Source organism: Mycoplana sp. MJR14, from assembly GCF_029210525.1.
In the GTDB taxonomy this organism is placed as follows: Bacteria; Pseudomonadota; Alphaproteobacteria; order Rhizobiales; family Rhizobiaceae; genus Mycoplana.
Map to the genome: position 1 here is coordinate 402,554 of NZ_JARGEO010000002.1, position 25,859 is coordinate 428,412.

Annotated in this window: 25 protein-coding genes; 11 read left to right on the forward strand and 14 right to left on the reverse strand. The window is 67.1% G+C overall.

Annotated elements, in window-relative coordinates:
- Positions 1-84: 84 nt before the first annotated feature.
- Positions 85-939, reverse strand: coding sequence for a nickel-binding protein (locus P0086_RS06185; RefSeq protein ID WP_275783617.1), 855 nt, complete (start codon positions 937-939; stop codon positions 85-87).
- 162 nt (positions 940-1,101) lie between these two features.
- Here P0086_RS06185 and P0086_RS06190 point away from each other — a divergent pair, with 162 nt between their 5' ends.
- Positions 1,102-1,470, forward strand: a complete 369-nt coding sequence (locus P0086_RS06190) for a nuclear transport factor 2 family protein (protein WP_275783619.1) — start codon at positions 1,102-1,104, stop codon at positions 1,468-1,470.
- 34 nt (positions 1,471-1,504) lie between these two features.
- Here P0086_RS06190 and P0086_RS06195 read toward each other — a convergent pair whose 3' ends face one another.
- From P0086_RS06195 to P0086_RS06205, 3 genes are all read right to left on the reverse strand, one after another.
- Positions 1,505-3,133 carry a cisplatin damage response ATP-dependent DNA ligase gene (locus P0086_RS06195; RefSeq protein ID WP_112616893.1) on the reverse strand — a complete coding sequence of 543 codons (1,629 nt, stop codon included), beginning with the start codon at positions 3,131-3,133 and terminating at the stop codon, positions 1,505-1,507.
- Between the two features lie 892 nt (positions 3,134-4,025).
- Positions 4,026-5,036 (reverse strand): ligase-associated DNA damage response exonuclease, encoded by a 1,011-nt coding sequence (locus P0086_RS06200; RefSeq protein WP_148191815.1) that lies wholly within the window; start codon positions 5,034-5,036, stop codon positions 4,026-4,028.
- Positions 5,037-5,165: 129 nt separating this feature from the next.
- Positions 5,166-5,612 carry a MarR family winged helix-turn-helix transcriptional regulator gene (locus tag P0086_RS06205; RefSeq protein ID WP_275783624.1) on the reverse strand — a complete coding sequence of 149 codons (447 nt, stop codon included), beginning with the start codon at positions 5,610-5,612 and terminating at the stop codon, positions 5,166-5,168.
- A gap of 134 nt (positions 5,613-5,746) precedes the next feature.
- Between P0086_RS06205 and P0086_RS06210 the strand changes: the two genes are divergently transcribed.
- Positions 5,747-6,220 (forward strand): DUF1579 domain-containing protein, encoded by a 474-nt coding sequence (locus P0086_RS06210; RefSeq protein WP_112611797.1) that lies wholly within the window; start codon positions 5,747-5,749, stop codon positions 6,218-6,220.
- A 166-nt stretch (positions 6,221-6,386) separates the two neighbouring features.
- Here the strand turns inward: P0086_RS06210 and P0086_RS06215 are convergent, their stop codons facing one another.
- Positions 6,387-6,911 carry a dihydrofolate reductase family protein gene (locus tag P0086_RS06215; RefSeq protein WP_112600143.1) on the reverse strand — a complete coding sequence of 175 codons (525 nt, stop codon included), beginning with the start codon at positions 6,909-6,911 and terminating at the stop codon, positions 6,387-6,389.
- Positions 6,912-6,957: 46 nt separating this feature from the next.
- Here P0086_RS06215 and P0086_RS06220 point away from each other — a divergent pair, with 46 nt between their 5' ends.
- On the forward strand, positions 6,958-7,518 hold the full coding sequence (locus P0086_RS06220) for a TetR/AcrR family transcriptional regulator (RefSeq protein ID WP_275783629.1): 561 nt from the start codon (positions 6,958-6,960) through the stop codon (positions 7,516-7,518).
- A 187-nt stretch (positions 7,519-7,705) separates the two neighbouring features.
- Here the strand turns inward: P0086_RS06220 and P0086_RS06225 are convergent, their stop codons facing one another.
- The gene (locus tag P0086_RS06225) at positions 7,706-10,006 is read right to left on the reverse strand and encodes an EAL domain-containing protein (RefSeq protein WP_275783631.1); all 2,301 of its coding nucleotides are present in this window, start codon (positions 10,004-10,006) and stop codon (positions 7,706-7,708) included.
- A 307-nt stretch (positions 10,007-10,313) separates the two neighbouring features.
- Here P0086_RS06225 and P0086_RS06230 point away from each other — a divergent pair, with 307 nt between their 5' ends.
- Positions 10,314-11,681: a TIGR03808 family TAT-translocated repetitive protein gene (locus tag P0086_RS06230; RefSeq protein ID WP_275783633.1), complete on the forward strand. Its 1,368-nt coding sequence runs from the start codon at positions 10,314-10,316 to the stop codon at positions 11,679-11,681.
- Positions 11,682-11,885: 204 nt separating this feature from the next.
- Here the strand turns inward: P0086_RS06230 and P0086_RS06235 are convergent, their stop codons facing one another.
- The gene (locus P0086_RS06235) at positions 11,886-12,374 is read right to left on the reverse strand and encodes a copper chaperone PCu(A)C (RefSeq protein ID WP_275783635.1); all 489 of its coding nucleotides are present in this window, start codon (positions 12,372-12,374) and stop codon (positions 11,886-11,888) included.
- A gap of 264 nt (positions 12,375-12,638) precedes the next feature.
- Here P0086_RS06235 and P0086_RS06240 point away from each other — a divergent pair, with 264 nt between their 5' ends.
- Positions 12,639-13,298 (forward strand): glutathione S-transferase family protein, encoded by a 660-nt coding sequence (locus P0086_RS06240; protein WP_275783638.1) that lies wholly within the window; start codon positions 12,639-12,641, stop codon positions 13,296-13,298.
- Here P0086_RS06240 and P0086_RS06245 read toward each other — a convergent pair.
- A complete protein-coding gene (locus P0086_RS06245; RefSeq protein ID WP_112611454.1) occupies positions 13,258-14,196 on the reverse strand; it encodes a LysR substrate-binding domain-containing protein in 939 nt (312 codons plus the stop codon). The two genes, P0086_RS06240 and P0086_RS06245, sit on opposite strands and share 41 nt — an antisense overlap.
- Positions 14,197-14,333: 137 nt before the next feature.
- Between P0086_RS06245 and P0086_RS06250 the strand changes: the two genes are divergently transcribed.
- Both P0086_RS06250 and P0086_RS06255 read left to right on the forward strand, forming a co-directional pair.
- Positions 14,334-14,525, forward strand: a complete 192-nt coding sequence (locus P0086_RS06250) for a hypothetical protein (RefSeq protein WP_275783642.1) — start codon at positions 14,334-14,336, stop codon at positions 14,523-14,525.
- 61 nt (positions 14,526-14,586) lie between these two features.
- Positions 14,587-14,958, forward strand: coding sequence for an MmcQ/YjbR family DNA-binding protein (locus tag P0086_RS06255; protein ID WP_275783645.1), 372 nt, complete (start codon positions 14,587-14,589; stop codon positions 14,956-14,958).
- Between the two features lie 64 nt (positions 14,959-15,022).
- Here P0086_RS06255 and P0086_RS06260 read toward each other — a convergent pair whose 3' ends face one another.
- The 3 genes from P0086_RS06260 to P0086_RS06270 all read right to left on the reverse strand — a co-directional run bounded on the left by P0086_RS06260 (position 15,023) and on the right by P0086_RS06270 (position 17,846).
- Positions 15,023-15,643 carry a glutathione S-transferase gene (locus tag P0086_RS06260; RefSeq protein WP_275783647.1) on the reverse strand — a complete coding sequence of 207 codons (621 nt, stop codon included), beginning with the start codon at positions 15,641-15,643 and terminating at the stop codon, positions 15,023-15,025.
- A gap of 287 nt (positions 15,644-15,930) precedes the next feature.
- The gene (locus P0086_RS06265) at positions 15,931-16,320 is read right to left on the reverse strand and encodes a glyoxalase (protein WP_112600431.1); all 390 of its coding nucleotides are present in this window, start codon (positions 16,318-16,320) and stop codon (positions 15,931-15,933) included.
- A 518-nt stretch (positions 16,321-16,838) separates the two neighbouring features.
- The gene (locus tag P0086_RS06270; RefSeq protein WP_275783652.1) at positions 16,839-17,846 is read right to left on the reverse strand and encodes an asparaginase; all 1,008 of its coding nucleotides are present in this window, start codon (positions 17,844-17,846) and stop codon (positions 16,839-16,841) included.
- 105 nt (positions 17,847-17,951) lie between these two features.
- Between P0086_RS06270 and P0086_RS06275 the strand changes: the two genes are divergently transcribed.
- Both P0086_RS06275 and P0086_RS06280 read left to right on the forward strand, forming a co-directional pair.
- A complete protein-coding gene (locus P0086_RS06275) occupies positions 17,952-18,689 on the forward strand; it encodes a DUF3750 domain-containing protein (RefSeq protein ID WP_275783655.1) in 738 nt (245 codons plus the stop codon).
- 161 nt (positions 18,690-18,850) lie between these two features.
- A complete protein-coding gene (locus P0086_RS06280; protein WP_275783658.1) occupies positions 18,851-19,978 on the forward strand; it encodes an SEC-C domain-containing protein in 1,128 nt (375 codons plus the stop codon).
- A gap of 176 nt (positions 19,979-20,154) precedes the next feature.
- Here the strand turns inward: P0086_RS06280 and P0086_RS06285 are convergent, their stop codons facing one another.
- The gene (locus tag P0086_RS06285) at positions 20,155-20,493 is read right to left on the reverse strand and encodes a hypothetical protein (RefSeq protein WP_275783661.1); all 339 of its coding nucleotides are present in this window, start codon (positions 20,491-20,493) and stop codon (positions 20,155-20,157) included.
- Between the two features lie 248 nt (positions 20,494-20,741).
- On the opposite strand from P0086_RS06285, the gene P0086_RS06290 reads away from it, so the two are divergent.
- Positions 20,742-22,160, forward strand: a complete 1,419-nt coding sequence (locus P0086_RS06290) for an MFS transporter (RefSeq protein ID WP_275783663.1) — start codon at positions 20,742-20,744, stop codon at positions 22,158-22,160.
- A 5-nt stretch (positions 22,161-22,165) separates the two neighbouring features.
- Here P0086_RS06290 and P0086_RS06295 read toward each other — a convergent pair whose 3' ends face one another.
- A complete protein-coding gene (locus tag P0086_RS06295; protein ID WP_275783666.1) occupies positions 22,166-23,209 on the reverse strand; it encodes an NAD(P)H-quinone oxidoreductase in 1,044 nt (347 codons plus the stop codon).
- Between the two features lie 361 nt (positions 23,210-23,570).
- Between P0086_RS06295 and P0086_RS06300 the strand changes: the two genes are divergently transcribed.
- A complete protein-coding gene (locus tag P0086_RS06300) occupies positions 23,571-23,828 on the forward strand; it encodes a DUF1344 domain-containing protein (RefSeq protein ID WP_112600436.1) in 258 nt (85 codons plus the stop codon).
- 202 nt (positions 23,829-24,030) lie between these two features.
- Here the strand turns inward: P0086_RS06300 and P0086_RS06305 are convergent, their stop codons facing one another.
- Positions 24,031-25,833, reverse strand: a complete 1,803-nt coding sequence (locus tag P0086_RS06305; protein ID WP_112615226.1) for a bifunctional diguanylate cyclase/phosphodiesterase — start codon at positions 25,831-25,833, stop codon at positions 24,031-24,033.
- Positions 25,834-25,859: the final 26 nt, after the last annotated feature.

Below are 25,859 nucleotides of genomic sequence, written 5' to 3' on the forward strand. Positions count from 1 at the left end.
GTAGCGAGTAGAAGATAAGCAGCAGCTTCGGCGAAGTGCAAGCGCCCTGGGCCGCGCAGCCCGCCATCGCCTCTTGCCTACTGCCTACTGCCTACTGCCCCTCACCTGCTGCCGTCCCCCCGCCCAGGCGCACTGATAGGCGAGGATGGGCTTGGCGAAGCCTTTCAGGCGGAAGCGGCCGGCGCGGGCGAAGATCTGGGCGCGGCTCTCGGCCTCGCCATATTCGTGGAAGACGTTCTCGGAGACGAGGATCTGGTCGACGCTCGCGGCCGAGCAGAGCCGTGCCGCTGTCTGCACGGTGGCGCCGAACAGGTCGTTGCTGTCCTCGACCGGCTCGCCGCAGTCGAGCCCGATGCGCACGTGGATCTGCTCGGGACTGTCGGCGTTGAAGTGGCGGAACTCGCGCTGGATGTCGACCGCGCAGTCGACGGCTGCGGGCGACGAGGTGAAGGCGGCCATGATGCCGTCGCCGGTGTGCTTGACCTCGCGGCCGCTGGCGCGGCCGAGGCAGCGGCGGACCATCGAATCGTGCGCCCGCACCAGTTCGGTCGCCATGCGGTCGCCGAGGCGGGAGGTCATCTCCGTCGAGCCGACGATGTCGGTGAAGAGCACCGCCCGGTGGCCGGCATCCCGGCCCTCGACATTGGCCGGCGTCGGATCCAGGTCGTCGATCCGGCCGAGAAAGGCCTCGACCGCCGACAGCGACACCTCGACGACCTCGCTCGCGAGGTAGCCGTGCGCCTCGCGGTGGACGCATTCGGCGGTCGCAGCATCGGGCGCGTCGATGAGGCAGAAGGTGCGGCCATTGCGATGGTCGAACCAGTAGGTGAGGAACTTGACGCCGTACTGGTCCTGGATGCTGAGGTCCTTCAGGTGCGCCTCGGCGACTTCCGCCGCCGTCGCCCCCGGCAGATCATGCCTGTCCATGAATATCGGCATCCGCAATCTCCCGAACGGATCGCAACCACCTCTCGCCGCGGCGAAGTCTACGCCAGAGCCGCCTGATCGTCCATTCCTGACGATTGGCAAGACCGGAGCGGGGCGCGCGGTTGCGGGATCGCGTGCCGGGGCGATAGACCTTGCAACCATGGAGAGACGACCATGACGAATAAGCAGGAGATCACCGCGCTCGAACAGGCGATCGCCGATGCGCACCGGACGCTCGACGCCGGTGTGCTGGAGGCGCTCTACCACCCCGACTTCCTGCTGCTGCAGCCGGACGGCGCGCATGAGGGCAAGGCGGACGTGATCGCCGCCTTCCGCTCCGGCGAAAGGGCCTGGCAGTCGGCGGAGGTCGACGAGATCGAGGTGCGCCTTGCCGGCGACACCGCGGTTGCGGTCGGGCGCTGGCGGGCCCGCGGCCGCAACCGGGACGTGGAATTCGACTACGCGGCGCGGTTTCTCTCCGTCTGGACGCGCGAGGGCGAACGCTGGCGCAATCTCGCCTATACCGCCACCGAGATCACCTGAAGCAAGCGGCGCATCGGCGCCGCCCCGAGGCCCCCTACCCCGCCTCCTTCGCCTCCACCATCGCCATCAGCGTCTCCAGCCGGTCGGCGTCGCGCGGCTGCTTGTCGTCGCGCAGGCGGGCGATGCGGGGGAAGCGCATGGCGACGCCGGACTTGTGGCGGGTGGAGCGGTTGATGCCCTCGAAGGCGACCTCGACGACGAAGCCGAAATCCGGCTCGGCGCGCACGGCGCGGACCGGGCCGAAACGCTCGACGGTGTTGTTGCGCACGAAGCGGTCGAGCACCTCCAGCTCGGCGTCGGTGAAGCCGAAATAGGCCTTGCCGACCGGCACCAGCATGTCGCCCTCCGGCCCCGCCGTCCAGACGCCGAAGGTGAAGTCGGAATAGTAGCTGGAGCGCTTGCCGTGGCCGCGCTGGGCATACATCAGGACGGCATCGACATTGTAGGGATCGCGCTTCCACTTGAACCACGGCCCCTTCAGCCGACCGGCCTGGTAGACGCTGTCGAGCCGCTTGATCATCACCCCCTCGATCACCGGGTCGGGCGGGTCGGCGCGCAGGCGTTCCAGCTCGGCCCAGCTTGCGAAGGGCACCAGCGGCGAGAGGTCGAAGCGGTCGTGCGGGGCGGCGTCCACCAGCGCCGACAGGCGCGCGCGGCGATCGACGAAGGTCTCCGGGCGGACGTCCCGCTCGCCTTCGAAGAGGATGTCGTAGGCGCGCACGAAGGCGGGGTAGTCCTCCAGCATGCGGGCGGTGACCGTCTTGCGGTTCAGCCGCTGCTGCAGGTCGGAGAAGGTCCGCGTCCGGCTGTTCGAGCGGGCCGTGCCGCCGACCAGCAGTTCGCCGTCGATCACGCCCGCGAAGGTCATGGCCTCGAGAATGTCGGGGAAGGCTGCGGAGATGTCGTCGCCGGAGCGGGAGTAGAGCCTGCGGGTGGAGCCCGCCGCCGACAGCTGGACGCGGATGCCGTCCCATTTCCACTCGGCGGCGAAGTCGGCGGGATCGAGCCCGTCGAGATCGCCCTCGCCCACCGGATGGGCGAGCATGACGGAGTGGAAGATCGCCGGCGTCGCCAGCACCGGCCGTTCCGCCCGGCCCTCCAGCCAGGAAAACAGCGGCTCGTAGGGCGGCTCCAGCCCGTGCCACAGCGTCTCGATCTCGGTGACGTCGCGGCCGGAGAAGTCGGCCAGCGCCTGCTTGGCGAGCCTTGCCGAGACGCCGATGCGCAGGGCGCCGGTCGCGAGCTTGATGAAGGCGAAGCGGGCGGAGGGGTCGAGCCGATCGAGCAGGTCGCGGACGGCGCCGCGCACCTCAGTGCGGCCGAGCGCGTTCATGCGGGTGACGACGGCAGACAGGCGCGGCTGGCCGGCGTCGTCGATCCGCTCCTTCCGCTCCTGGTCCCAGACGAGCGCGATCGTCTCGGCGAGGTCGCCGACATAGTCGTACGAATAGCGGAACAGCACCTCGTCCATCCGCTCCAGCACGAGATCGCGCAAGAGCGCCGGCTTGACGCTCTTCAGATCCAGCGTGCCGGCGATAGCCGCCAGCCCGTAGCCGCGGTCGGGATCGGGCGTATCGCGGAAATAGTCGGCGAGCAGCTTCAGCTTGCCGTTGCGCGACGGCGTGAGCACGAGGCGGTCGAGGAGATCGGCGAAGGCTTTCATGGGACCACCGCCGTGCAGAAAGTCGCCTCCCCAACCCCTCCCCGCAAGGGGCGGGGGCGCGGCTGGCGCCGGCGGAGCGGGGAGCGCGGAGCGGAAGTCCTGCCGTGCGCGGATGTCCGGGCGAAGGCCGTGCGGCTTGCGCCCTTCTCCCCGCCTGCGGGGAGAAGGTGCCGGCAGGCGGATGAGGGGCGGAGGGCGGACGCGGCGGCAGAGGCTGGCCACCGGCCGATGCCCGCGCGGCGCGAATTGCCCCTCACCCTGGCCCTCTCCCCGCAGGCGGGGAGAGGGGACGCGGGGGCCATTGCGGTGGGCACAATCCAGTCGGAGAGGCGGGAGCGCAGAGCGGAAGTCCTGTCGTGCGCGGATGTCCGGGCGGAGGCGGTGCGGTTTGCGCCCTTCTCCCCGCCCGCGGGGAGAAGGTGCCGGCAGGCGGATGAGGGGCGGCGGGCGGAGGCGGCGGCAGCACCTGTCCACCGACCGGTGCAGGTGCGGCGCGGATTGCCCCTCACCCTGGCCCTCTCCCCGCAGGCGGGGAGAGGGGGCGCGATGGCAGTTGCGGTGGGCACAATCCAGTCGGAGATCCGGGAGCGCGGAGCGGAAGTTCTGCCGTGCGCGGATGTCCGGGCGGAGGCGGGGCGGCTTGTGCCCTTCTCCCCGCCTGCGGGGAGAAGGTGCCGGCAGGCGGATGAGGGGCGGCGGGTGGACGCGGCGGCAGAGGCTGGCCACCGACCGATGCAGGTGCGGCGAGGATTGCCCCTCACCCTGGCCCTCTCCCCGCAAGCGAGGAAAGGGCGCGCCGGGGCGGCGGGCCTCCCGCGGGCGGGGAAAGCGGACGCGGGGGCCGCTACCCTGTTGAAGGTATCCGTTGCGCCGGAGCGAGCCTGCATCCCTATCAATCTCCCTCGTCCTCGTAGCCGACCAGGTGCAGCGGGCGGGCGGGGATGCCTGCGAGTTCGCACCAGCGGACCAGCGCCTCCTCGCGACCGTGGGTGACCCAGACCTCGGCCGGCGCGAGTTCGCGGATGGTCTCGGTCAGCTCCGGCCAGTCGCAATGGTCGGAGATGACGAGCGGCAGCTCGACGCCGCCCTGTTTCGCCCGCTGGCGCACCATCATCCAGCCGGACGCAAAGGCGACCAGCGGTTCGGGGAAGCGGCGCGCCCAGCGCTCGCCGAAGGCCGAGGGCGGGCCGACGATGACGGCGCCGGAAAAATCGGTCGGATCGCCCTTTTCCAGCGTCGCCGGCCGCAGCTCGCCGAGATCGATGCCGCGGAAGACGTAGTAGTCGCAGAGTTTCGCCAGCGAGCCGTGGATGTAGATCGGCCGGTCGTAGCCGCAGTCGCGGAGCAGACGGATCACCCGCTGCGCCTTGCCGAGCGAATAGGCGCCGATCAGGTGGCTGCGCTCGGGAAACTGCTTCAGCGAGGTGAGCAGCCTGCCGATCTCGCCCTTCGGATCGGGATGGTGGAACACCGGCAGCCCGAAGGTCGCCTCGGTGATGAAGACGTCGCAGGCGACCGGCTCGTAGGGCGTGCAGGTGGGGTCGGGGCTGCGCTTGTAGTCGCCGGAGACGCAGAAACGGGTGCCGTTCGCGGCAATGGCGATCTGCGCCGAGCCGAGCACGTGGCCGGCCGGATGGAAGGAGACCGTCGTGCCGGCAAGGTCGATCGTCTCGCCGAAGCCTGCTGCCTGCGCGCTGCCGCAGAAGTCCGGCCCGTAGCGGATCGCCATGATGTCCAGCGTCTCGCGCGTCGCCAGCACCGCGCCATGGCCGGCGCGGGCGTGATCGGAATGGCCGTGGGTGATCAGCGCGCGGGCGACCGGCCGCATCGGGTCGACGTAGAAGTCGCCGGAGGGGCAATAGAGGCCGGCGGGCGCCGGATAGAGCAACTGGTCTGGCTTCATCGCTCGAGAAGATAGGCGGATTCGCGCGTCCCGCCAGAGCCGGCGACGATTTGCCGGACGCAGGATGCGGCCGGCGGGCGAGCAGGCGACGATCCCGGCAGCGAGGCTGCGGCTGCCGGCCTGCCGCAATCAGGAGAGCGCCTTCAGTCCGGCGCGCAGCGCGTCGGCGTCGATGCCGGCGAGGCCGGCCTCGACCGCCGCATGCGTCTCGACCCAGACCGGCAATGCGCGGGCGAGCAGGCCCCTGCCCTCTTCGGTCAGCGCCAGCCGGCGGCCGCGGCGGTCGCGCGGATCGGGCAGGACGAGCACGAGGCCGCGGCGCGACAGCGGCTTGACGGCTGCCGTCAGCGTCGTGCGGTCCATGGCGAGCAGCGCTGCCACCGGCCCCATCGGCGGCGGCTTGGGCCGGTTGAGCGCCATCATCAGCGAGAACTGGCCGTTGGTCAGGCCGAGCGGGCGAAGGGCGTCGTCGAAGCGGCGGGCCAGCGCGCGGGCCGCCCGCTGCGCGTGCAGGCAGAGGCAGTGATCGCGCACGTGCAGCGTCATGTCGTGGGAAACGTCGGCATTCACGGTCATGCCTTTACTGTTGATATCAACCTAGTCTTGTCAAGCGCTTTCCATCTCCTGGGCCCTCCCCCGCCCTTGACGGACGGCCATTGCGTCCAAGTTTCCATGGGACGACAATGGGCGACACGGAGCGGGAGGCCGACATGCACGCAGAGATCACGACGCAGCATCGCTGGCTGGAGCGGCTGGTGGGAACCTGGGACGTCTCGCACGAGGCGATCATGGCGCCGCCGAAGGAGACGACCTGGACGGAAGAGGTGCGCCGGGTCGGCGGCCTCTGGGTCTCCTGCGAGGGCCGCGGGCTGATGCCGGACGGCGACCCGGCGGAGACGATCATGACGCTCGGCTACGATCCGAGGCGCGACCGCTACATCGGCACCTGGATCGGTTCGATGATGACGCATCTGTGGCACTATGACGGGATCCTGGAGCCGACCGGCAACGTGCTGACGCTGCACAGCGAGGGGCCGGATTTCGAGAACGAGGGCAAGACCCTGCCCTACCAGGACATCATCACCTTCATCGACGACCATCACCGCACCTTGACCGCGCTCGTCAACAAGCCGGGCAAGGGCTGGGAGAAGATGATGGAGATGCACTACTGGCGGCGGGGATAGGCGCGGCCGGCTCAAAGAAAGAGGCGAGGAAGCGCTGGCGGAAGAGGCGGAGGCAGCTACGTCCGCTCCGCGCCAAGAGTGGACGTCGAAGTTCAGAGTGTTGGACCTTGCGGTTCGCTCCGGCCTTTCTACTCGCCCAAGGACCGCACTGCCTGCGCAACTGGCATCACATCTTGTAATGGAGTCTAACACAGCCTTTGTCGATGGCTTTTGCACTGAGCAAAGTGGGACTAGCTCGAAAGCCCGTAAGCGGGAACAGAGGCTGGCCGCTCCCGAGGATTTCCGGGATTACATATATCTCTATTTCGTCCAGCGCTCCGCGTTCGATGAACGCCATTTGTAACTGCCCTCCACCCAGCATCCAGACATCGCCGTCATCAGACGCGCGAAGCTCTGATATCAGCGCATCAATATCCGTGCGGACCTCAAGCGGGCCTTTTGGATTACCAAGAGGCCGGGAGGTAACCACAATCACTCGCTGATCAGAATAGGCCCAAGGGGATTGCTCATTGGCGATGAAGTCGTATGTGCCGCGACCCATGACAATTGTCCGAATGCGCTTCAGAAACACTCGGTAATCATGTTCTGCGAGGTTCATGTCATCGTATTTATAGAGCCATTCTAGCGATCCATCTCCAGAGACAATTCGTCCGTCGAGACTCGCAGCGATGTACCCCAGAATTCGAGCCATGAGAAACCTCCTTGTTTATAACTGAATATGTATTCATAAATGGAGAATGCCAAGGCACAAGATGATTTCTGATGAGCGCGTCCTGGACCTCCTGTTCGATGCCATCCTCGAAACGGGCCCAGAAGGTCTGACTTTCGCTCTCGCCGCCAAGGCCTGTGCCCTTTCTCCGGCGACACTCGTTCAGCGCTATGGCAGCCGCCTAAACTTGGTGGAGGCTGTCCTCCTTCGTGCGTGGGATCGTCTTCAGACAGAGACTGAAGCGGCCGATGCGGAAGAGGCACTAACGCCCAGGGGGGCCGTTGAACTGCTTATGCGACTGATGCCACCTCAAGACGCAGAGCGGAACGCCACGAATGGATTGCTGCTGTTAAGAGAGGACATTCGCAACCCAAACTTGCGAGCAAGAGGTGCCCACTGGGGTCGTACCCTGGCGATTGCCTTGGGGCGTCGCCTTTGCAGCGACCAAAATCGGGCGGAGCGACTCGGGTGGCAGATGGCGGCGGTCTGGCAAGGTGCCCAAACGTGGTGGGCCTTTACACGCGAGCAAAAGCCGGAAGACGGGATCCGCCGCATGCTCGAAGATTGGCTTGAAACTGTCACACCCTAATCTTGAAGTGACCTCAAGTGAACGTGAGCAGCAGGATGGACGTTACCACCCAATTCGGCCTTGTGCAGATCATTCTTGTAACGGCCGCACCGGGTCAGGAGCCGTCAACCGTGGCATCACCGCGTTGCGCCTATATCCGGCACGGCAGCAGCGGCACACGGGTCTCTGCCGCAATCGCCCGCACCGCTCAGATATTCGGGATCCGCAGCAGGGTCTCGACGCCTTCGGCGCGCACCGGCTTGCTGAGATAGTAGCCCTGGATCTCGTCGCAGCCGGCGCCGCGCAGGAATTCGAGCTGATCGCGGTTTTCCACGCCCTCGGCGATCACCCGTAGTTGCAGCGTATGGGCGAGCGAGACGATGGCGCGGGCGATCGCGGCGTCGTCGGGATCGTCGGGGAGATCCTGGACGAAGGAGCGGTCGATCTTCAGGCGGTCGACCGGGAAGCGCTTCAGCGCGCTGAGGCTGGAATAGCCGGTGCCGAAATCGTCGATCGCCAGATGCACGCCGAGCGCCGCCAGCCGGTGCATCAGGGCGACGGCTTGCTGGACGTCGGCCATGATCAGGCTCTCGGTCAGTTCGAGTTCCAGATAGCGCGCCTCGAGCCCGCTGCGCTTCAGGGCCGCGGCGACGCGCTCGACCCATTCCGGCTCCTGGAACTGGCGCGCGGAGACGTTGACGCTGACGACGACCGGCGGCAGCCCGGCGTCGTGCCAGGCCTTGTTCTGCCGGCATGCCGCCCTAAGCGTCCAGTCGCCGATCTGGCCGATCAGGCCGGCCTCCTCGGCAAAGGGAATGAAATCGCCGGGCATCAGGAGCCCGCGCTCCGGATGGTTCCAGCGGATCAGCGCCTCGACGGCGAAGATGCGGCCGGTCTTCAGGTCCATCTGCGGCTGGAAATGCAGCACGAACTCCTCGCGCGCGATCGCCCGGCGCAGTTCCTCCTGGTAGCGCAGCCTCTCGTGCGCGCTCGACGCCATCTCGGCGGTGAAGAACTGCAGCGCGTCGCGGCCGATCTCCTTGGAGCGGTACATGGCGAGGTCGGCATTGGCCAGGAGCTCGGTGGCGTTGCGGCCGTGGCCGGGATAGAGGGCGACGCCCATGCTGCAGGTGACCTGGACGCTGTGGCCCTCGAGCAGGACCGGATCGGCGATGGCCTTGCGGATCGATTCGAGCCGCGCCGATAGCTGCTCGCCCCGGCGACGGGGGCCGGTGAGGAGGACGACGAACTCGTCGCCGCCGAGGCGGACCAGCGAATCCTCCGGGCGCAGCTTGTCCAGCATCCGGCGTGCGACCGTCTTCAGAAGCTCGTCGCCGGCATGGTGGCCGAGGCTGTCGTTGACCAGCTTGAAATTGTCGAGGTCGATGAAGGCGACGGCGATGGTGCCGTTGGCGTCGTCGGCCGCCTCGATCGCGCTCGAGATGCGCTCGTCGAGCATGCTGCGGTTGGGCAGGCCGGTCAGCACGTCATGGTGGGCGACGAACTGGATGCGTTCCTCGGCCTGCTTGCGCTCGATGGCGATGCCGGCGATGTGCGTGGCCATGCCGAGCAGCTTCTGGCAGGCGGCGGACGGCAGGCCGGGGGTGCTGCCGTAGAGCCCGAGGGAGCCCAGCACCTGGCCCTGGTAGGAGTGGATCGGCGCCGACCAGCAGGAGCGGAAGCCGAACGGGGCCACCAGGTCGCGGTAGCCGTCCCACAGCGGATCGGTGTCGATGTCGGCGACGAACACCGGCTCGCCGCGCCACATGGCGGTGCCGCAGGAGCCGACCGCCGGGCCGATCGGGATGCCGTCGACGCGGGTGAAGCAGTTCGGGTCGAGATTGGGGGCGGCGACGTGCCGCAGGCAGTTCTCCTTCGGGTCGAGCAGCAGGATGGAGCCTGCGACGTCGGGAATCTGCCCCTCGATCAGGTGGATGAGCGCGGTGAAGACGTCCTTCAAGGGCGCGCCGACCGCGATCATCTTCAGAAGCTCGGCCTGGCCGAGATGCAACTGCTCCTGGCGCTTGCGCTCGGTGATGTCACGGGCAATGCCGAGGATGCCGACGATCTCGCCGTGCTCGTTGCGCATCGGCAGCTTGGAGGTCAAGAGGCACTTCTGCCCGCCGTTCCCGTCCGGGATCTTCTCCTCCATGTCCAGCATCGGCTCGCCCGAGCGCATGATCGCCTGCTCGGTCTCGAAGAACTGCTGGGCGAGCTCGGGCGGAAACAGATCGAAATCGGTCCTGCCGGTCAGGTCCGTCTCCTTGAACAGGTCGGCGATGACCGAGCGGTTGGCCAGCAGGAAGCGGCTGTCGCGGTCCTTGAAGAAGAAATAGTCCGGCGCCTGGTTGATCATCGCCTCCATCCAGTAGGCGCGACTGTGCGGATCGCCGGCGATGGGAAAACGACGGGCAGCCTCCGCCATCAGCCGCTCGCTGGCTGCGAGCAGGCGCGATGTCGGATCTTTCGCCTCGCCTTCCGGCGGCGGCAAATGTTCGGACAGCTGCATCCGCGATTCCCCAAGTTGCCCGCCGGCGTTCCGGCAGGCCTTCGTCGTTGCAACCCAAGGCTACACTCCCGACCGTTATCCAAAGCTGAATCCAATCGTTCCAATGCCGGATATCCGGCCACTTCCGCCCGGAAACGGCACGACCGCCAGACCGGCCGCCCCGGCCGGCCGGTGCCCCATTTTCGCAACCCGTCCCGCGATGGACACCGCGTCTGGCGGCAGACGGCGCCGAACGCCCGGAATCCGTGTCATTTCGGCACAAAACAACCTGGCACGGTTCCTGCTCCCCGGTTTGCAAGGAGCAAAAATGGTTACCAGACGCTTAATAGTCTCTTCGATCGGCCTGGGGGTGTTCGGCGCAGCCGTGCCGGCGCGCGCCACGGGCGTGCCCGCGCCGATCAACGTCGACCTGCGCGGGGCGATCGACGCCTCGGCTTTCGGCGTGCGCCCCGGCGGCGGCGACCGCAAGAGCAAGGCGTTTTCCAAGCTGCTGAAGGAGGCGGCCGCGAGGGAGCAGCCGGTCTTCCTGCCGCCCGGCGACTATGTCGTCTCCAATGTCGACCTGCCCGACAACACCCGTCTGACCGGCGTTCCCGGCGCCACCCGCATCCTCTACGGCGGCGACGGCTACCTGTTCGCCTGCCAGGAAGCGCGCAACATCCGCCTGGAGAACCTCGTCCTCGACGGCGGCAACCGCTGGCTCGACGACACGGTGGAAGGACTCGTCCATCTCTCCGGCACCGGCGCGGTGACGATCGAGAACTGCGAGATCAAGGGGTCGTCGAAATCCGCCCTCTACCTGGAGCGCTGCGGCGGGCGGATCGAGAAGAACCGCGTCTCGGGTGCGGCCGACTACGCGATCTACGCCATCGAGAGCACCGCCCTTTCCATCGCCGCCAACACGGTGCTCGACTGCGCCAACGGCGGCATCCTCGTGCACCGCTGGAGCAAGGGGCCGGACGGCACGATGGTGACGGCCAACCGCATCGCCGGGATTTCGGCGCGCAGCGGCGGAACCGGCGAGTACGGCAACGGCATCAACGTCTTCCGCGCCGACAACGTGATGGTGACGAACAACCACGTCTCCGACTGCGCCTTCTCCGCGATCCGCTCCAATGCCGGCTCGAACGTGCAGATTTCCGGCAACACCTGCCTGGCCTCCGGCGAGACGGCGATCTACTCGGAGTTCGGCTTCGAGGGGGCGATCGTCAGCGGCAACCTGATCGACGGCGCGGCCAACGGCATCCTGATCGTCAACTTCAACGAGGGCGGGCGGCTTGCGACGGTGACGGGCAATGTCGTGCGCAACCTCAGGCTGGAAGGCCCCTATGTGCACGACGGGGCGGGCTTCGGCTTCGGCATCGCCGTGGAGGCCGACACGGTCGTCAGCGGCAACACCATCGAGAACGCACCGAAATACGGGCTGATGCTCGGCTGGGGCCCCTACATGCGCGGCCTCGTCGTCAACGGCAACCTCGTGCGCCAAGCCCCGGTCGGCTGCGCGGTGACGGTGGTCGAGGGCGCCGGCGCGGCACTCGTCTCGGGCAACATCTTTTCGGAAACGCCGCAGGGCGCCATCGCCGGCTACCGCTGGAACGAGCGGGCGACCGGCGAGCTTGCGGACGGGGCGGAGCGGTTCGCCCATCTCACGATCGAGCGCAACCGGACGGGATAAGCCGGGCAGGCGCTCCCGCGGCGCGCGTCCGGCCGACGCGCCCGCGGTCAATTCGACAACGGCCGCCGGGCAAGCGCCCGTCGGTTCCAGGCACTCGCCCCTTTCGGTTTCCCGAACGCCGAGGGGGGCGATGGGGCGGGATGGGGAAGGTTACTCTGCGTGCCTTTCCCATCTCCGCCCGCCCCGATCCGGGCAACAGGCGCCTCAGTTGCCCGTGTGGCCGTCGCCGCCGGCATGGCCGGGCTTGAACGCCTCCACCTTGAACTCGACCGTAACCGCGCCGGCCTTTTCGAAGGTCAGCGTGGCGGGGACGCTCTCGCCCTCCCTGAACGGCGCGGTGATGCCCATGAACATCACGTGCAGGCCGCCCGGCGCGAGCGTGACGGTCGCGCCGGCGGGAACGGCGATGCCGTCTTCCAGCTTGCGCATCTTCATGACGTCGCCCTGCATGCTCATCTCGTGCATCTGCACGTCGCCGGAAACGGGCGAGGTGATCGAGACGAGGCGGTCGGGCTCGGCGCCGTGATTGACGAGGGTGAAGAAGCCGCCGCCGACCGGCTGGCCGGGCAGCGTCGCCTTGGCCGCCGGGTGCTGGATCTCGATGCTGCCGGCCTTGTACTCCTGCGCCACGGCACCGAGGGCCGGCGTCAGGAGCAGCAGTGCCACCGAGAGGATGCGTGCGTGCCGTTTCATGTCGCGTTCCATTCCTGTTCCTGGCCCCCTTCCGGGGCTGCGGCGCCGGCTCCGACGGAGGTGCGCCCGGATGGGGCAGAGGAACCGCAACCGGGCGAAAGGTCAAGGGCCAGCTTGCCGCACGGCCTGCGACCTCTTGCCAACCGTCCGGCCGTCGCCGGGCCGGTCCGGGATCACGATATTTCATCGTTCGATCACCGCCACGCGCTGTAATCCTCGTAATGGCTTGCCTATGGTGCGGTCTCGAAACGGGGAGGACCGCACATGCTCACGATCTACGGCGTCTATCGCTCGCGCGCGGCGCGCACCTACTGGATGGCCGGCGAGCTCGGCCTTCCCTTCGTCTCCGTGCCGGTCATCCAGGCGCGGCGCACCGGCGACCCGGCCGCGGCCGATGTGGCGCTGCACACGCAGTCGGCGGACTTCCTCGCCGTCAATCCGCCCGGCCTGATCCCCTGCATCGACGATGACGGCTTCGTGATGAACGAATCGCTGGCGATCAACCTCTACCTCGCCCGCAAGCATGGCGGCCCGCTTTCCGGCCAGTCGCTTGCGGAAGAGGCGGAGATGCTGCAGTGGACGCTCTGGGCTGCGACCGAGGTCGAGCCGCACGCGGTCAAGATCATCCTGACGCTGGATGCCAATGCGGCTGCGAGCGAACAGGGACGGCTGACGATCCGCGCCGCGACGAAGGCGCTGCGCAAGGCGTTTGCGCTGCTCGACCGGCGGCTTGCCGCAACCGGCCACGTCGTCGCCGACCGCTTCACCGTCGCCGATCTCAACCTCGCCGAGGTGTTCCGCTACACGATGAGCCAGACGGAACTGTTCGACGCCGCGCCGAACGTCCGGGCGTGGCTTGCCGCCTGCCAGGCGCGACCGGCCTTCAAGGCGATGATGGCGACGCGGGAGAAGGAGCAGGAATAGCCTCGCCCTCGCCGCCGACGCTGTCGGCGATCGCCTTGCGCATCCACGCCTTGAACAGCGACACCTTGCGCGGCTCGCGGACTTCCGGGGCCGTGACGAAATAATAGCCCATGCCGGTCTTCACCCGGATGTCGAAGGGGGCGACCAGCCGCCCCTCGGCGATCGCCCAGGAGGCGAGGATCGGCCAGGCGAGCAGGACCCCCTGCCCGGCCAGCGCGGCATCGAGGCAGAGCGAGGCGTCGCTGAACATGTGACGCGTGCGCGGTGGCGGCTGGTCGAGGCCGGCCGCCTTCAGCCAGCGGTCCCAGGTGAACTGGTCGTTGGCGTCGATCACCGCCGGCATGTCGACGAGGTCGGCCGTCGTCTTCAGCCGCCGGGCGAGTTCGGGCGTGCAGACCGGGAACATCTCCTGCGGCAGCACGAATTCGGCGCGCACGCCCGGCCAGGTGCCCGGCCCGATGCGGATGCCGAGATCGACGTCCGATCCGGCGAGATCGGCGAGCGTGGTCGTCGATTCGATCCTGAGGCTGATCTCGGGATGGGCTGCGCTGAACTGGTGGATACGGTGGATCAGCCAGCGCGAGGCGAAGATCGGCGCGACCGAGATGACGAGGATCGTATCGTCGCGGCGGCGGGCGCTGCCCGCGGCCTCGGCGAGCTCGCGGAACCCCGCCGTCAGCTTGCGCAGGAACGGCGTGCCGAAGGCGGTCGGCTGCATGCCGCGCCCGGTGCGCTCGAAGACGGTGCGGCCGAGTTGCGCCTCCGCCTTGATCACCTGCTGGCTGACGGCGCCGACGGTGACGCCAAGTTCGTCCGCGGCCGCCTGCAGCGAGCCGAGCCGCCCGACCGCTTCCAGCGCCCTCAGCCCGTTCAGATGGATGGCGTTCAACGGATTCATATAGTTTTTCTATACTCTTCTCCTGAAGACATCAATTGAAATCCTTGCCGGATCGATTCATGATCGCATCATAATCCTTTGATCCAACAGCCAACTCGCAAGAGGCGAGCGGCCAATCCCTTGCACGGGAGAGGACGATGCTGAAGCTTTTCTTGAACCTTTCCACCCTCCTGCCCTTCCGCCTGCCCAAGCTGCAGGACCAGGACGACCGCTGGGTCCGCGATCCGCTGGCCCATCCCGACATCGCCGCGATGGACGAGCGCCAGCGCGCCGACCTGCCGTTCGGCGGCTTTTCCGCAACTGGTTGCGAGGCCGGCTGCGGCCGCTGACGCGCTTCGCCAGGCGCCGTTCCCGCGCTAGGATAGCACCTTGGCCCGGGGAGGCGGCGCGATGGATCAGGCGGAGTTCGAGACCGGCACGGCGGCGCTGGTGGCGCGGCTGGAGCGGCTGGCGGAGGGCCTGCCCGGCATTGCGACCGGCACCTCCTATGGTGCGCCCGCGCTGAAGGTCGCAGGCAAGATGATCGCCACAGCCAAGAGCGCAGAGGTCGTCGTGCTGTCGATGCCGCTCGACGAGAAGGAACACCTGATCGAGCGTTCGCCGGAGATCTATTTCGAGACGCCGCACTATCACGGCTGGCCGGCGGTGCTCGTGCGGGCGGCCGCAATCGGCGACGACGAACTGCGCCGGCGCCTCCGCGACGCCTGGCTCAGGCGGGCGCCGGCGAAGCTGCGCAGGCAGTTGGCGGGTGAAGAAAATTAGCGGCCGCCGGCACGCCGCGACGGGGCCCCGAGGATTGCCCCGGTCGCAGCGACGGGCGGCGGCCTCAGTTCCCGGCCCGCTCCAGCGCCCGGGCGACGGCGGGGCGCTCCAGCATGCGGGCGCGGTGGGCGGCGACCTTCGGAAACGCATCCGGATCGACGCCGTCGGCCTTCAGCCAGCCGCCGATGGTGAAGAGATAGGGATCGGCGACGCTGTAGGCCTCGCCCATCACCCAGGGACCGGAAAGCATCGTCTGCTCGATCAGTCCGAAGCACTCGGCCATGTTCTGCGGCACCTTCGCCCGCATCGTCTCCTGCGCCGCCGGATCGTCGCTCCAGCGCGCGCCGCGGCGGAAATGGGCGTGCGCGACGTGCACGGTGGAGCAGAGATAGGACGTGAACGCCTGCAGCCGCGCGAATTCGAAGGGATCGTCGAGCGGTGCCAGCCGCTTCTCCGGCGCGATCTGGGTGACATAGGCGAGGATCGCCGGCGTTTCCGTCAAGACGCCGCGATCGGTTGCGAGCGCCGGCACGCGCCCCTTGGGATTGACGGCGAGATAGGCGGGCGAGCGCTGCTCGGACGCAGCGAAGTCCACCTTCCGCACCTCGAAGGCCAGGCCGCTCTCTTCCAGCGCGATCAGCGAGGCGAGCGCGCAGGTGTTCGGGGCGAAGTGCAGGGTGAGCATGGCAAAATCTCCGGGCCGTTCGACGTCGCCCGCAACAGAACCGATCCGGCCACGGATGGCAAGCGCGAACGGCGGACGCGGGGCCCGGTATGGGCGGCCCACGCCGACGGGGCGGGATGGCCGCGCAGATCCCCGGCGCAGGCGCCGGGGCCAGGGTCTCGGATGGCGGGCGCGGGCGCCGGGGATCGCGTCGCAGATGGCGGGCGCGCGCCGGCGCCCCCAGGAAGGGCGGCCGGGCTATTCCCGCGTCCTGGCTATTCCGGGGCCGGACTGTTCCTGCGCCCGGGCTATTCCTGCGCCATGTGCATCATCTCCCAGACATGGCCGTTGATGTCCTGGAAGCTGCAGCCGTACATCGGGCCGAACTCGATGTTCGGCTTCCATTCGCGGGCGCCGGCGGCGAGCGCCTTGGCCTTGAATGCGTCGACCTCGGCGCGGCTTTCGGCGGACAGGCAGGTGAGCACCTGCGTGTCCTTCTCCGGATCGCCGACCTTGCCGTTGACGAAATCCTGGAAGCGGGCCTCGACCATCAGCATGACGAAGATCGCATCGGAGACCACCATGCAGGCCGCCTGCTCGTCGCTGAACTGTTCGTTGAAGGTGAAGCCGAGGGCGGAAAAGAAGCGGCGGGTGGACGCCATGTCCTTGACGGGCAGATTGACGAAGATCATGCGCATGCGTTCGGTCCTCCGGTTGGTGGCCGGCCGCCTCCTGCGGCCTGCGATGCCTCAAGGACGGGGCAGAGCGGCGGATGCCGACAGCGGCGGCCCGATTTTTTTCCCGGCGAAGGCGTCGCTGCCCCTCACCCGGCGAAGGCGTCGCTGCCCCTCACCCTAACCCTCTCCCCGCAAGCGGGGAGAGGGAACGGCGACCGCACGTCCCTGCTCTCTCTCGGCGGCGGCGCGGCCTTGATCTCTCCCGCCGCGGCGCGGCGTTCGTCTCTCCCGCACGCGCAGAGCGGACCGACGGCGGCGCGGCGCTCGCCCTTCTCCCCGCCTGCGGGGAGAAGGTGCCGGCAGGCGGATGAGGGGCCATGTTCCGCCGGCGAAGGCATCGCTGCCCGTCACCCGGCGCCGACGCCCCTGCCCCCCGGCGAAGGCGGCGCTGACCCTCACGCCGGCGAAGGCGCCGCTGCCCCTCACCCTGGCCCTCTCCCCGCAGGCGGGGAGAGGGAACGGCGGCGGCGCGGCCCGGACTACGCCGTCAGCGCCTCCGTGACCCGGACGTCGCCGACGTGAATGCCGTTCCAGTTCTTCATGGCATGGTCTGCCTGCCGCATCAGCGCGTCTGCGACCGCCGGGTCGTGCTGGAAAAAGCGGGCGAGCGTGGCGGCGACCATCGCCTCGGCGGCCCGCGTCGTGCCGTCCTCGCATTTCAACGCGATCGCGATCCCCTTCTCCGGCACGGCGGCACAGAAGACGCCCTCGGCGCCGGTCTTGGCGAAGATGCGGCCGGGCGCCGTCTCCATCAGCCGCGTGCAGGCGCGGCGGGTGCCGGCGACGTAGAAGGGCTCGGCCATGCAGGCATCGATCAGCCGCCTGGCCGCCTTCGCGCGGGCGGGCGCCAGGCCGCTGCCGGTCGTCATCTTCGCAAAGCCGTGCGCCAGCGCCTTCAGCGGCACCGCATAGGTGGGGATGGAGCAGCCGTCGGTGCCGCAATTGTCGTGGCCGAGCGCCGCCCCCGTGAGGTTTTCCATGACGCCGCGGATCTCCGCCTGGACCGGGTGGTCGTAGCCGACATAGCCGGCGGGATCGATGCCGGCATGGCAGGCGGCGCAGACGAAGCCGGCGTGCTTGCCCGAGCAGTTGTTGTGCAGCGCCGTCGGCCGCTCCATCGAGCGCGCCTGCTCGATCAGCACCGGCTGGTCGAACGACCAGTGGGCGCCGCATTCCAGCACGCTCGCCTCCAGCCCGGCCGCAGAGAGCATGCTGGCCGCGAGCGCCACGTGCCGCGGCTCGCCGCTGTGCGAGGCGCAGGCGAGCGCCAGTTCCCTGTCGCCGAAGCCATAGGCATCGGCAGCCCCGTCCTCGACGAGCGGCAGCGCCTGCATCGCCTTGCAGGCCGAGCGCGGGAAGACCGTGGCCTCGACGTCGCCGCGGGCGAAGACCACCTTGCCGTCGCCGTCGACGGCCACCACCATGCCGCGATGGCGGCTTTCGACACGATTTCCGCGCGTCACCTCGACGAGGACCGGATTTTCCATTTTCGATGCCTTCAAATTTCCAATATCGGCTGCGTTCCTGGCAGACGACGACGGTCTTAGCCGATATCGTCTCCGGGCGCAGCAGGGGAAACGGAGCAGGCGTGCATGAAAATCGGCAGGACGTTGCTTTTCCTGTTTCTCGCCGTCTATCTCGCGCCCGCGCTCGCCAGCGCCGGCTACTGGTCCCTGCTCGACCGGCCGGGTTCCTGGCGCGAGGCGGACTGGTCGTCGGCCGGCATCCTGCCGCATCCGGACGACGAGCGGCAGGCGACCATCCACGTCTTTTCGGCTGCCACCGGAGGCATGAAGGGGGCGTTCGCCAGCCATTCCTGGATCGTCACCAAAGAAGAGAACGCCGCGCGCTACCAGCGCTACGACAAGGTCGGCTGGGGCAGCCCGGTGCGCCGCAACGGCTACCCGGCCGACGCCTTCTGGTATTCCAACGCCCCGCGCGCCGTCCTCAGCCTCAAGGGCGCGGAAGCGGCCCGGCTGATCCCCAAGGTGGAGGCGGCGATCGCCGCCTACCCTTTCGCGCAGCCGGGCGGCTATCGCATCTGGCCGGGGCCGAACTCCAACACCTTCGTCGCGCATGTGCTGAAATCGGTGCCCGAACTCGGCGCGGTGCTGCCGCCGGACGCGGTCGGCCGCGACTACCTGCCCTTCGGCACCTTCGTCGAAATCGATCCCGACGGGCGCGACCTGCATGCGAGCCTGCTCGGCCTCGTCGGCTTCTCCGCCGGCCTGCGCAGCGGGCTGGAATTCCACCTCGCCGGCCTCGTCGCCGGCATCGACGTGATGCGGCCGGGCGTGAAGATCCCGGCGCTGGGGCGGATCGGGATGTAGAAAGGCGACGCGTGCCGGCTATTTGGCGGTGGATACAACTATGACTGCAATTGGTGGACGTTCGATGATTGTGCACCTCCGAAAAATGGGACTTCGAATTCCTGCAATCTGCTGTAACAATCGTTGGGTATAACGGGGATATTTATTGTGACAGTTAGGCTATGAAAGGCATCGGTCGAAACGATCTGTGCTGGTGCGGTTCTGGAAAAAAATATAAAAAATGTCACCTCGATCGCGCCCTGCAAGAGAGCGGTAACGCTTGGGATGCAGTTGAGGCCAACAAGAAGGCATTTCACGAGAAAAGATGTTTCGCACGAGATGCAGGACTGGGCTCCTGCGAGGGCAAGATCATCAAGGCCCATACGGTGTCGCGTGGCCCGAACCTGACCAAAATTGCCAAGAATGGCAAAGTTGTTCGCTATAACGCCAATCCTGCCGAACTGACAAAGAACGGCGGGAAGTTGACAGCTAGCGAAGTCGGGATTGGAGCCGCATCTGTTTTCTACGGATTTTGTGCGGGACACGATCGCAGGCTTTTCTCCTGTATCGAGAATGAACCCTTCATCGGGCGACCTGATCAATGCCTCACTGTGGCTTATCGAACCCTCAGTAGAGAGTTTTATGGAAAGCATGCTGGGAGCCATCTCAGGGAGACTTTGCGAAACGCTGACAGAGGAAAGCCGCTAGTTGAACAGATCAAACTACAAAATCTGTTAGAGCTTATCGATCAAGGGAATGAGCTTGCCAAGAAAGACCTTCAAAATACCCACAGCAAGCTTACACAAGCGCTGATCGATGGGCGAGCCGACGTCTTGCGCTCGATGGTAATCGAGTTCGAAAGAACTCTGCCCTTCATGTTTGCCGGAGCTTGGTCGCCGTTCACAGATTTCTTCGGGCATAACCTTCAGAACGGATACTCAGACGAACCGCTGGAGCAGATTTTCATATCCAGCTTTGCTGGGACTGCTAGCCAGATTTGCATTTCTTGGATGGATCAAACCGATGCACCTGGACAAGTCATAGCAGATCAAATTTGTAAGCTTCCACTTGCACAACAGGCATCAGCCTGCCTGCAGTTTGCTGTAAAGCACGTCGAGAATGTGTTCTACGATCCGGCATGGTTCGCTGCCCTTTCTTCAGAGCAACGAAAACAGCTAGATTTGTTGGCAGCCAGTGGCGTAGACATCAAGGGCAGTGTGCCGAGTGCGGTAGTCCGACTTGACTTGGATTTTGAGCTCCCCATGGTTACCCGCGCTTTTGTCGTTAGCGGGGACAATAACGGAGACTAAGAGCTGTATTCCTCCGCGCTATTTGCTTTTTGGCTGCAAAGAGTGATCGCGCACCTCTTGCTGAAGTCCGGTGTTGGTGCGTAGCTGCCGTGAGGTTCCTGCCATAGTGGCCCATGGCGGGCTGCCTCGTCGCTGAGGTGACAACATCTGCTGTGGCAATGGCCTGCGCAAAGTGGTCACGTCACAAAAGGCATTACATCCACGCCGTCGCCCGGAAAAACGGTGATGTGCGGGTGGTCTTCGAACAGTCGCGCAGCGGCATCGGCGCTCTCCGCTTCGACCACCAGGTAGCCGCAGAACGAATTCACCGCGCTGACAACACCCTCCCTGGTCATGCGTGTCGTCTTGCCCACCATTCCACCACGATCAAGGATGGAGGAAGCATTTCTTTCTTCCCACGACGACCACTCTTTAATGCCGACGGCGTCGACGGCATCCTGTTCGGCCTTGGGCAGGTTTCGAAAAGACGCCAGGTCTTCGGGTTTCATGGTGTAGACAGCAAGAAAGCGGGGCATTGGCACATCATCCCTTCATCTTGGAGGCTACCAGTTTATACGCCTCGCTTTGGAAATACCCGCCCATAAATCGCGCGGAACGTGGAGCGGGCTTCTGATGCAAATCCGCCCTCATGTGTTCGTCGTCGCTGGCATCCGCTACCGAATGGCTCCTGCCCTGTGCCATCCGCCCGCGGCCACCTGCGGAGATTGCCGCGGGCGGGAAAATGTGATCGGTTGCGGTCCCGCCCCGACGCACCGGTTCCATCATGGCAGAGACGACACCGCAAGCAGAGACCGCGCGCCTTTCGGCACTGTTCCGCCGCGAGGCCCTGCTGCCGACGATGATGCTCGGCGGCGGCGTCGCCCTGCATGCGGTGGAGACCTACATCACCGCGACGCTGATGCCCTCGATCGTGCGCGACATCGGCGGGCTTTCGCTGTTTGCCTGGGCGACGACGCTCTATGTGATCGCCTCGGTGGTCGGCTCGATCTATGTGGCGGTGCGCCCGGCCGGGGTGTCGCTGAACCGCTGCTATGTCGCCGGTGCAGCACTCTTCGGCGCCGGCAGCCTGATCTGCGCGCTGGCGCCGGTCATGGAGATCGTGCTCGCCGGGCGCGCCGTGCAGGGGCTCGGCGCGGGGCTTCTGGTGACGCTCGGCTATGCCTTCATCCGCTTCGTCTATCCGGAGGCGCTGTGGGCCAAGGCCTCGACGCTCTATGCCGCGGTCTGGGGGATCGCCACCTTCGTCGGGCCCAGCATCGGCGGCGTTTTCGCCGGCGGCAGCGCCTGGCGCGAGGCCTTCCTGATCCTCGTGCCGATCGCGCTCGCCATGGCCGCTCTGGCGCCGCGCCGGCTGCCGTCCGGCGAGGATCGCCATGCCGTCACCCCCGCCCCCTTCGCCCAGATCGGCCTGATCCTTGTCTCGGCCATGCTCGTCTCCTTCGCAGGCTCGGTGCAGGCCGTCTGGCTGCGGGCGGCGCTTGCGGTGGCGGCCGTCGCGGCGGTGGCTGGCATGGTGGCGGCCGAGCGGCGGGCTTCGGCGCGGCTGCTGCCGGCCGGTGCGGTCAGCCTGGCCTCGCCGCTCGCCCGCATCTACCTGATCATGCTCCTGATGCTGGTGGCGCTCGCCTCCGACATCTACATCCCCTATTTCCTGCAGGAGCTGCACGGGGTGGCGCCGCTCGCCTCCGGCTACCTGGTGGCGCTGCTGGCGCTCGGCTGGACGGCTTCGGCGTTCCTGACGGCCGGCCTGACCGGCCGGCGCGCGCTGGTCTCGATCGCGACCGGCACCCTGGTCGAGGCGCTTTCGACCGGGCTCCTGGTCTTCCTGCTGGCGCGCCACAATCCGCAGGCCGACATCGTCGTTCTCGCGGCGGCGACCGTCCTGATCTTCGGCATGGGCTTCGGCGTCGGCATGGGCTGGGCGCACCTCGTCACGCTGGTGCTGAAGCTTGCGCCCGACGGCGAGAAGGACAAGGCATCGGCGGCGATCGTGACGATGCAGGCGCTCGGCACCGCCTTCGGGGCGGCGCTCGCCGGCGTCGTGGCCAACAGCACCGGCCTGCTCGATCCGGGCGGCGTCGCCGGCAACATCTCCGCCGCCGCCTGGCTGTACGGGCTGTTTGCGCTTCCGGGGCTCGCCGCCTTCGCCCTCGCCGTCTCGCTGCTGCGGCGCGGCGGCTGAGCGCCTCAGCCGAAGGTGATCACGATTTTTCCGATATGGTCGCCGTGCTCGAGCATGCGGTGGGCGTTGACGACCTCGGTACGGGGCAGGACGGCATGCATCACCGGCGCGATGCGCCCGTCGTCGAGCAGCGGCCAGACCTTGTCCAGCAGCTGGTCGCGGATCTCCTGCTTCTCCGAAGCCGTCCGCGGCCGCATCGCCGAGCCGGTGATCCGCAGCCGCTTCAGGAGGATCGGCCCGAGATTGACCTTCTCGGCGAAGGTGCCGCCGAGGAAGGCGATGATCGACAGCCGCCCGTCCAGCCCCAGCGACTTGAGGTTGCGGTCGAAATAGGTGGCGCCGACCATGTCGAGGATGACGTCGACGCCACGCTTGCCGGTGGCCTCGGCGATCACGGCGGCGAAGTCCTCGGTGCGGTAGTTGATCGCCCGGTGCGCGCCGAGGCCGAGGCAGGCCTCGCATTTCTCCGCCGTGCCCGCCGTCGCATAGACGGTGGCGCCGAATTCCCGGGCGAGCTGGATCGCTGTCGTGCCGATGCCGCTCGTGCCGCCATGGACCAGCACCGTCTCGCCGGCCTTCAGGTCCGCCATCATGAACAGATTGGCCCAGACGGTGAAGAAGGTTTCCGGCAGCGCCGCCGCCCGTGCCGCGTCGTAGCCCTTCGGCAGGCGCAGGGTTTGCGAGGCCGGCACGGCGCAGTATTGCGCATAGCCGCCGCCGTTGGCGAGCGCGCAGACCCGGTCGCCGACGGCAAAGCCGGCGACGTCGGAACCGAGCGCCACCACCTCGCCGGCGACCTCGAGGCCGAGGACCGGGCTTGCGCCCGGCGGCGGCGGGTAGTCGCCCTTGCGCTGCATGATGTCCGGGCGGTTGATGCCGGCGGCCTCGACCCTGACCAGCAGATCGCCCGCGCGCAGAAGCGGCAACGGTCCCTCGGCGATGACGAGATGCTCGGGGCCGCCGGGCTCCCTCACCTCGACATAGGACATGGCCTCCGGGAACCGGGCTCCCGACGAGAGGACTCCTGGTGGTCGGGCATCTGGTGACATGGCTTTTTCCTCCGGCCGCCGGGCAGGAATGACGATGGTGGTCTCAGGGTTCCTGACCATAGCCGAAAGCGCGCGGTCAAGACAGCAGGCAAGACAGCGGAGACGGCAACCCAGGGCGGTAAAAAGGCCGGCAAACATTAAATTTCGGCAATGCCAGGCACCGTCACAATTTGCCACAAAGTATTGAAATTTCGACATTTCATGGGCTTGGCAGATTAATTATCTTTAATTTGAGTTGTGCCTGCCACGGACCTAACGTCCTCCTCGAAGCCGGGGAGCGCCGGCGGCCCCTGCCGCGACGCGACGTCTCCCGGACGGCTTCGAGAGATGCCCGTTCAAGGGCCGATACAGGACAAGTCTCATGCGTGTTCTTCTTTCCAACCTCGCAATCGTGACCGTTCTCACCGCACCCGCCGTCGCACTTGCCGCCCAGACGGCAACCGGGACGGTCAAGTCCTACAGCCCGTCGGCGATGACGCTGACGCTGTCCGACGGCACCAGCTACATGCTGCCGAAGGGCTTCAAGGATCCCGGCCTGAAGGCCGGCGAGAAGGTGTCGATCGCCTACGACGCTGCCGGAAAGGGACATCAGGCCAAGAGCGTGAAGATCCTCCAGTAACCCTCAGCAGTCTTGAGCGGTCTGCCCCGACCCTACATGGACCGCTCAGGATAGGCCGTTCCAGCAACGTGTGTGTACCGCTGGCCGGTTGAAAGGGGGGCGGGTCCGTGGCCGGGCCCGCCCTTCCTCCTTTCAGGAACTCATGCGCCGGCACCCATGCTCGGCACCGATGCTCGGCCCCCCATGCGGGGCGCGGGCGCGCTCAGGCGGCGGAGAGCGGGTCCCCGCCGCAGAAGACGATGCCGTCCCGGCTCGCCTTCGCCTGCCCCTTGTAGGTCGCGATGCGGGCGCTGATCTGCTGCGGATCGGCGACCAGCTCCTCTTCGGGAACGACCAGCACCACCGCGGAGCAGCGCATCAAAGGAAAATTGCGCTCGGTTCCGTCGCGATCGTGGCCGCGGATCGCCCCGGCCAGCAGGTCCGCCGGCGCGTAGAGCTGGCGCGCCTCGTGGCTGAAATCGGAAAGCAGGCGCTCGATCAGCGCGCGCACGGCCGGCACCCCCCGCCCGGAGACGCCGGCGAAGAAATCGTCGCCGCCCAGATGGCCGATGAAGACGTCCTCGCCGATGAAATGGCGACGCAGCAGCGTGGCGAACTGGAGGATGGCGCGGTCGCCCATCTGGAAGCCGTAGTGATCGTTGAACGGCTTGAAGTTGTCGAAGTCGAAATAGCAGAAGCAGCGCAGCTGGTCGCCGTCGATGGTCCGGTCCTGCAGGTAGTCGTGGATCGAGCGGTTGCCGGGCAGCCCCGTCAGCGGGTTCTGGTCCTCGGCGTTCTTCAACTGCTTCTCGCTGATGATCTTCAGGAGCGAGGAGGCGCTGAGGATGCCAGCATAGCGCATGTTCTCCGTCAGGATTACGCATTCACTGCCGCCCATGTCGGCAAAGATGCTGAGAAGCTGCTCGGCCGGGGTCTCGAGATCGGCGACCGGGGCCATGATGGCGAAATGCGACAGGCTCTTCTGGTAGATCCGGTTCTTCAGGAGATCGCGGCCGAAGGGGTGATAGCTGACCTCGCGGACGTGGTATTCGTGCAGGATGCCGCGCGGCTCGTCATTGGCGTTGAGCACCGGGAAGAAGGTGCGCCGCGGATCCTTGCGGAAGAGGTCGAAGACGGATTCGAGGCTGTCGCCCTCGTGCACGGCCGGCAGGTGCTCGATCTGGCGGCGGATGAGGATGCTGTCGAGCGACGCCGAATTGCGCCGCCCCGCCGCCGCGCGCGCCACCGGCGCGTAGACCGTCTGCAGGGCGGACATGTCGGTCTGCGGGCGGGCGATGTACCAGCCCTGCACGAGATCGCAGCCGCAGTCGCGGCAGGCGACGAACTCCGCCTCCGTCTCCACGCCCTCGGCGATCACCCGGATGCCCAGCACATGGGCGAGGTTGACCGTGCTCTTGACCAGGTGACGCTTGCGGGCGTCGGTGTCGAGGCCGGAAACGAAGTGCCGGTCGATCTTGAGATAGTCGAACGGGTGGTCGCACAGCGCCTTCATGCCGCTGTGGCCGGCCCCGAAATCGTCGATGGCGAGCTTGAAGCCCTCCTGGCGCAGCCGCGCGATCAAGGCGCCGAACTCGGGCATGCTGCCGTTGTCGAAGCGCTCGGAGATCTCGAAGCAGATGGAGGACGCCGGGATGCCGGCCCGCTTCAGGTGGCCGGACAGCCGGTCGACGATGTCGGCGGCCTCGGTGACGAGGCGGGAATCGAGATTGATGAACAGGGTGCGGCTGGCAAAGTCCGGCAGGGCGGCGAAGGCTGCGAGCGCGCGGCTGTTGACCATGTGCTCCAGCGCCAGCAGCTGGCCGGCCTCGTGGGCGCGGTCGAGCAGGTCGAGCGGCGAGCGGAAGCCGAGACGGTCATGGCCGCGCATCAGAGATTCATAGCCGAACACCGCGCCGGAGGAGGTCTCGACGATCGGCTGGAAGGCGGTCTCGATCGCAAGCTTGGCCAGGGTGACAATCTGATCGTCGCCAAAGCGGCGCAGTGAGATCATTTCGGCGGCGGACATCGGAGGCTCCGGGTCAACAATTTGCC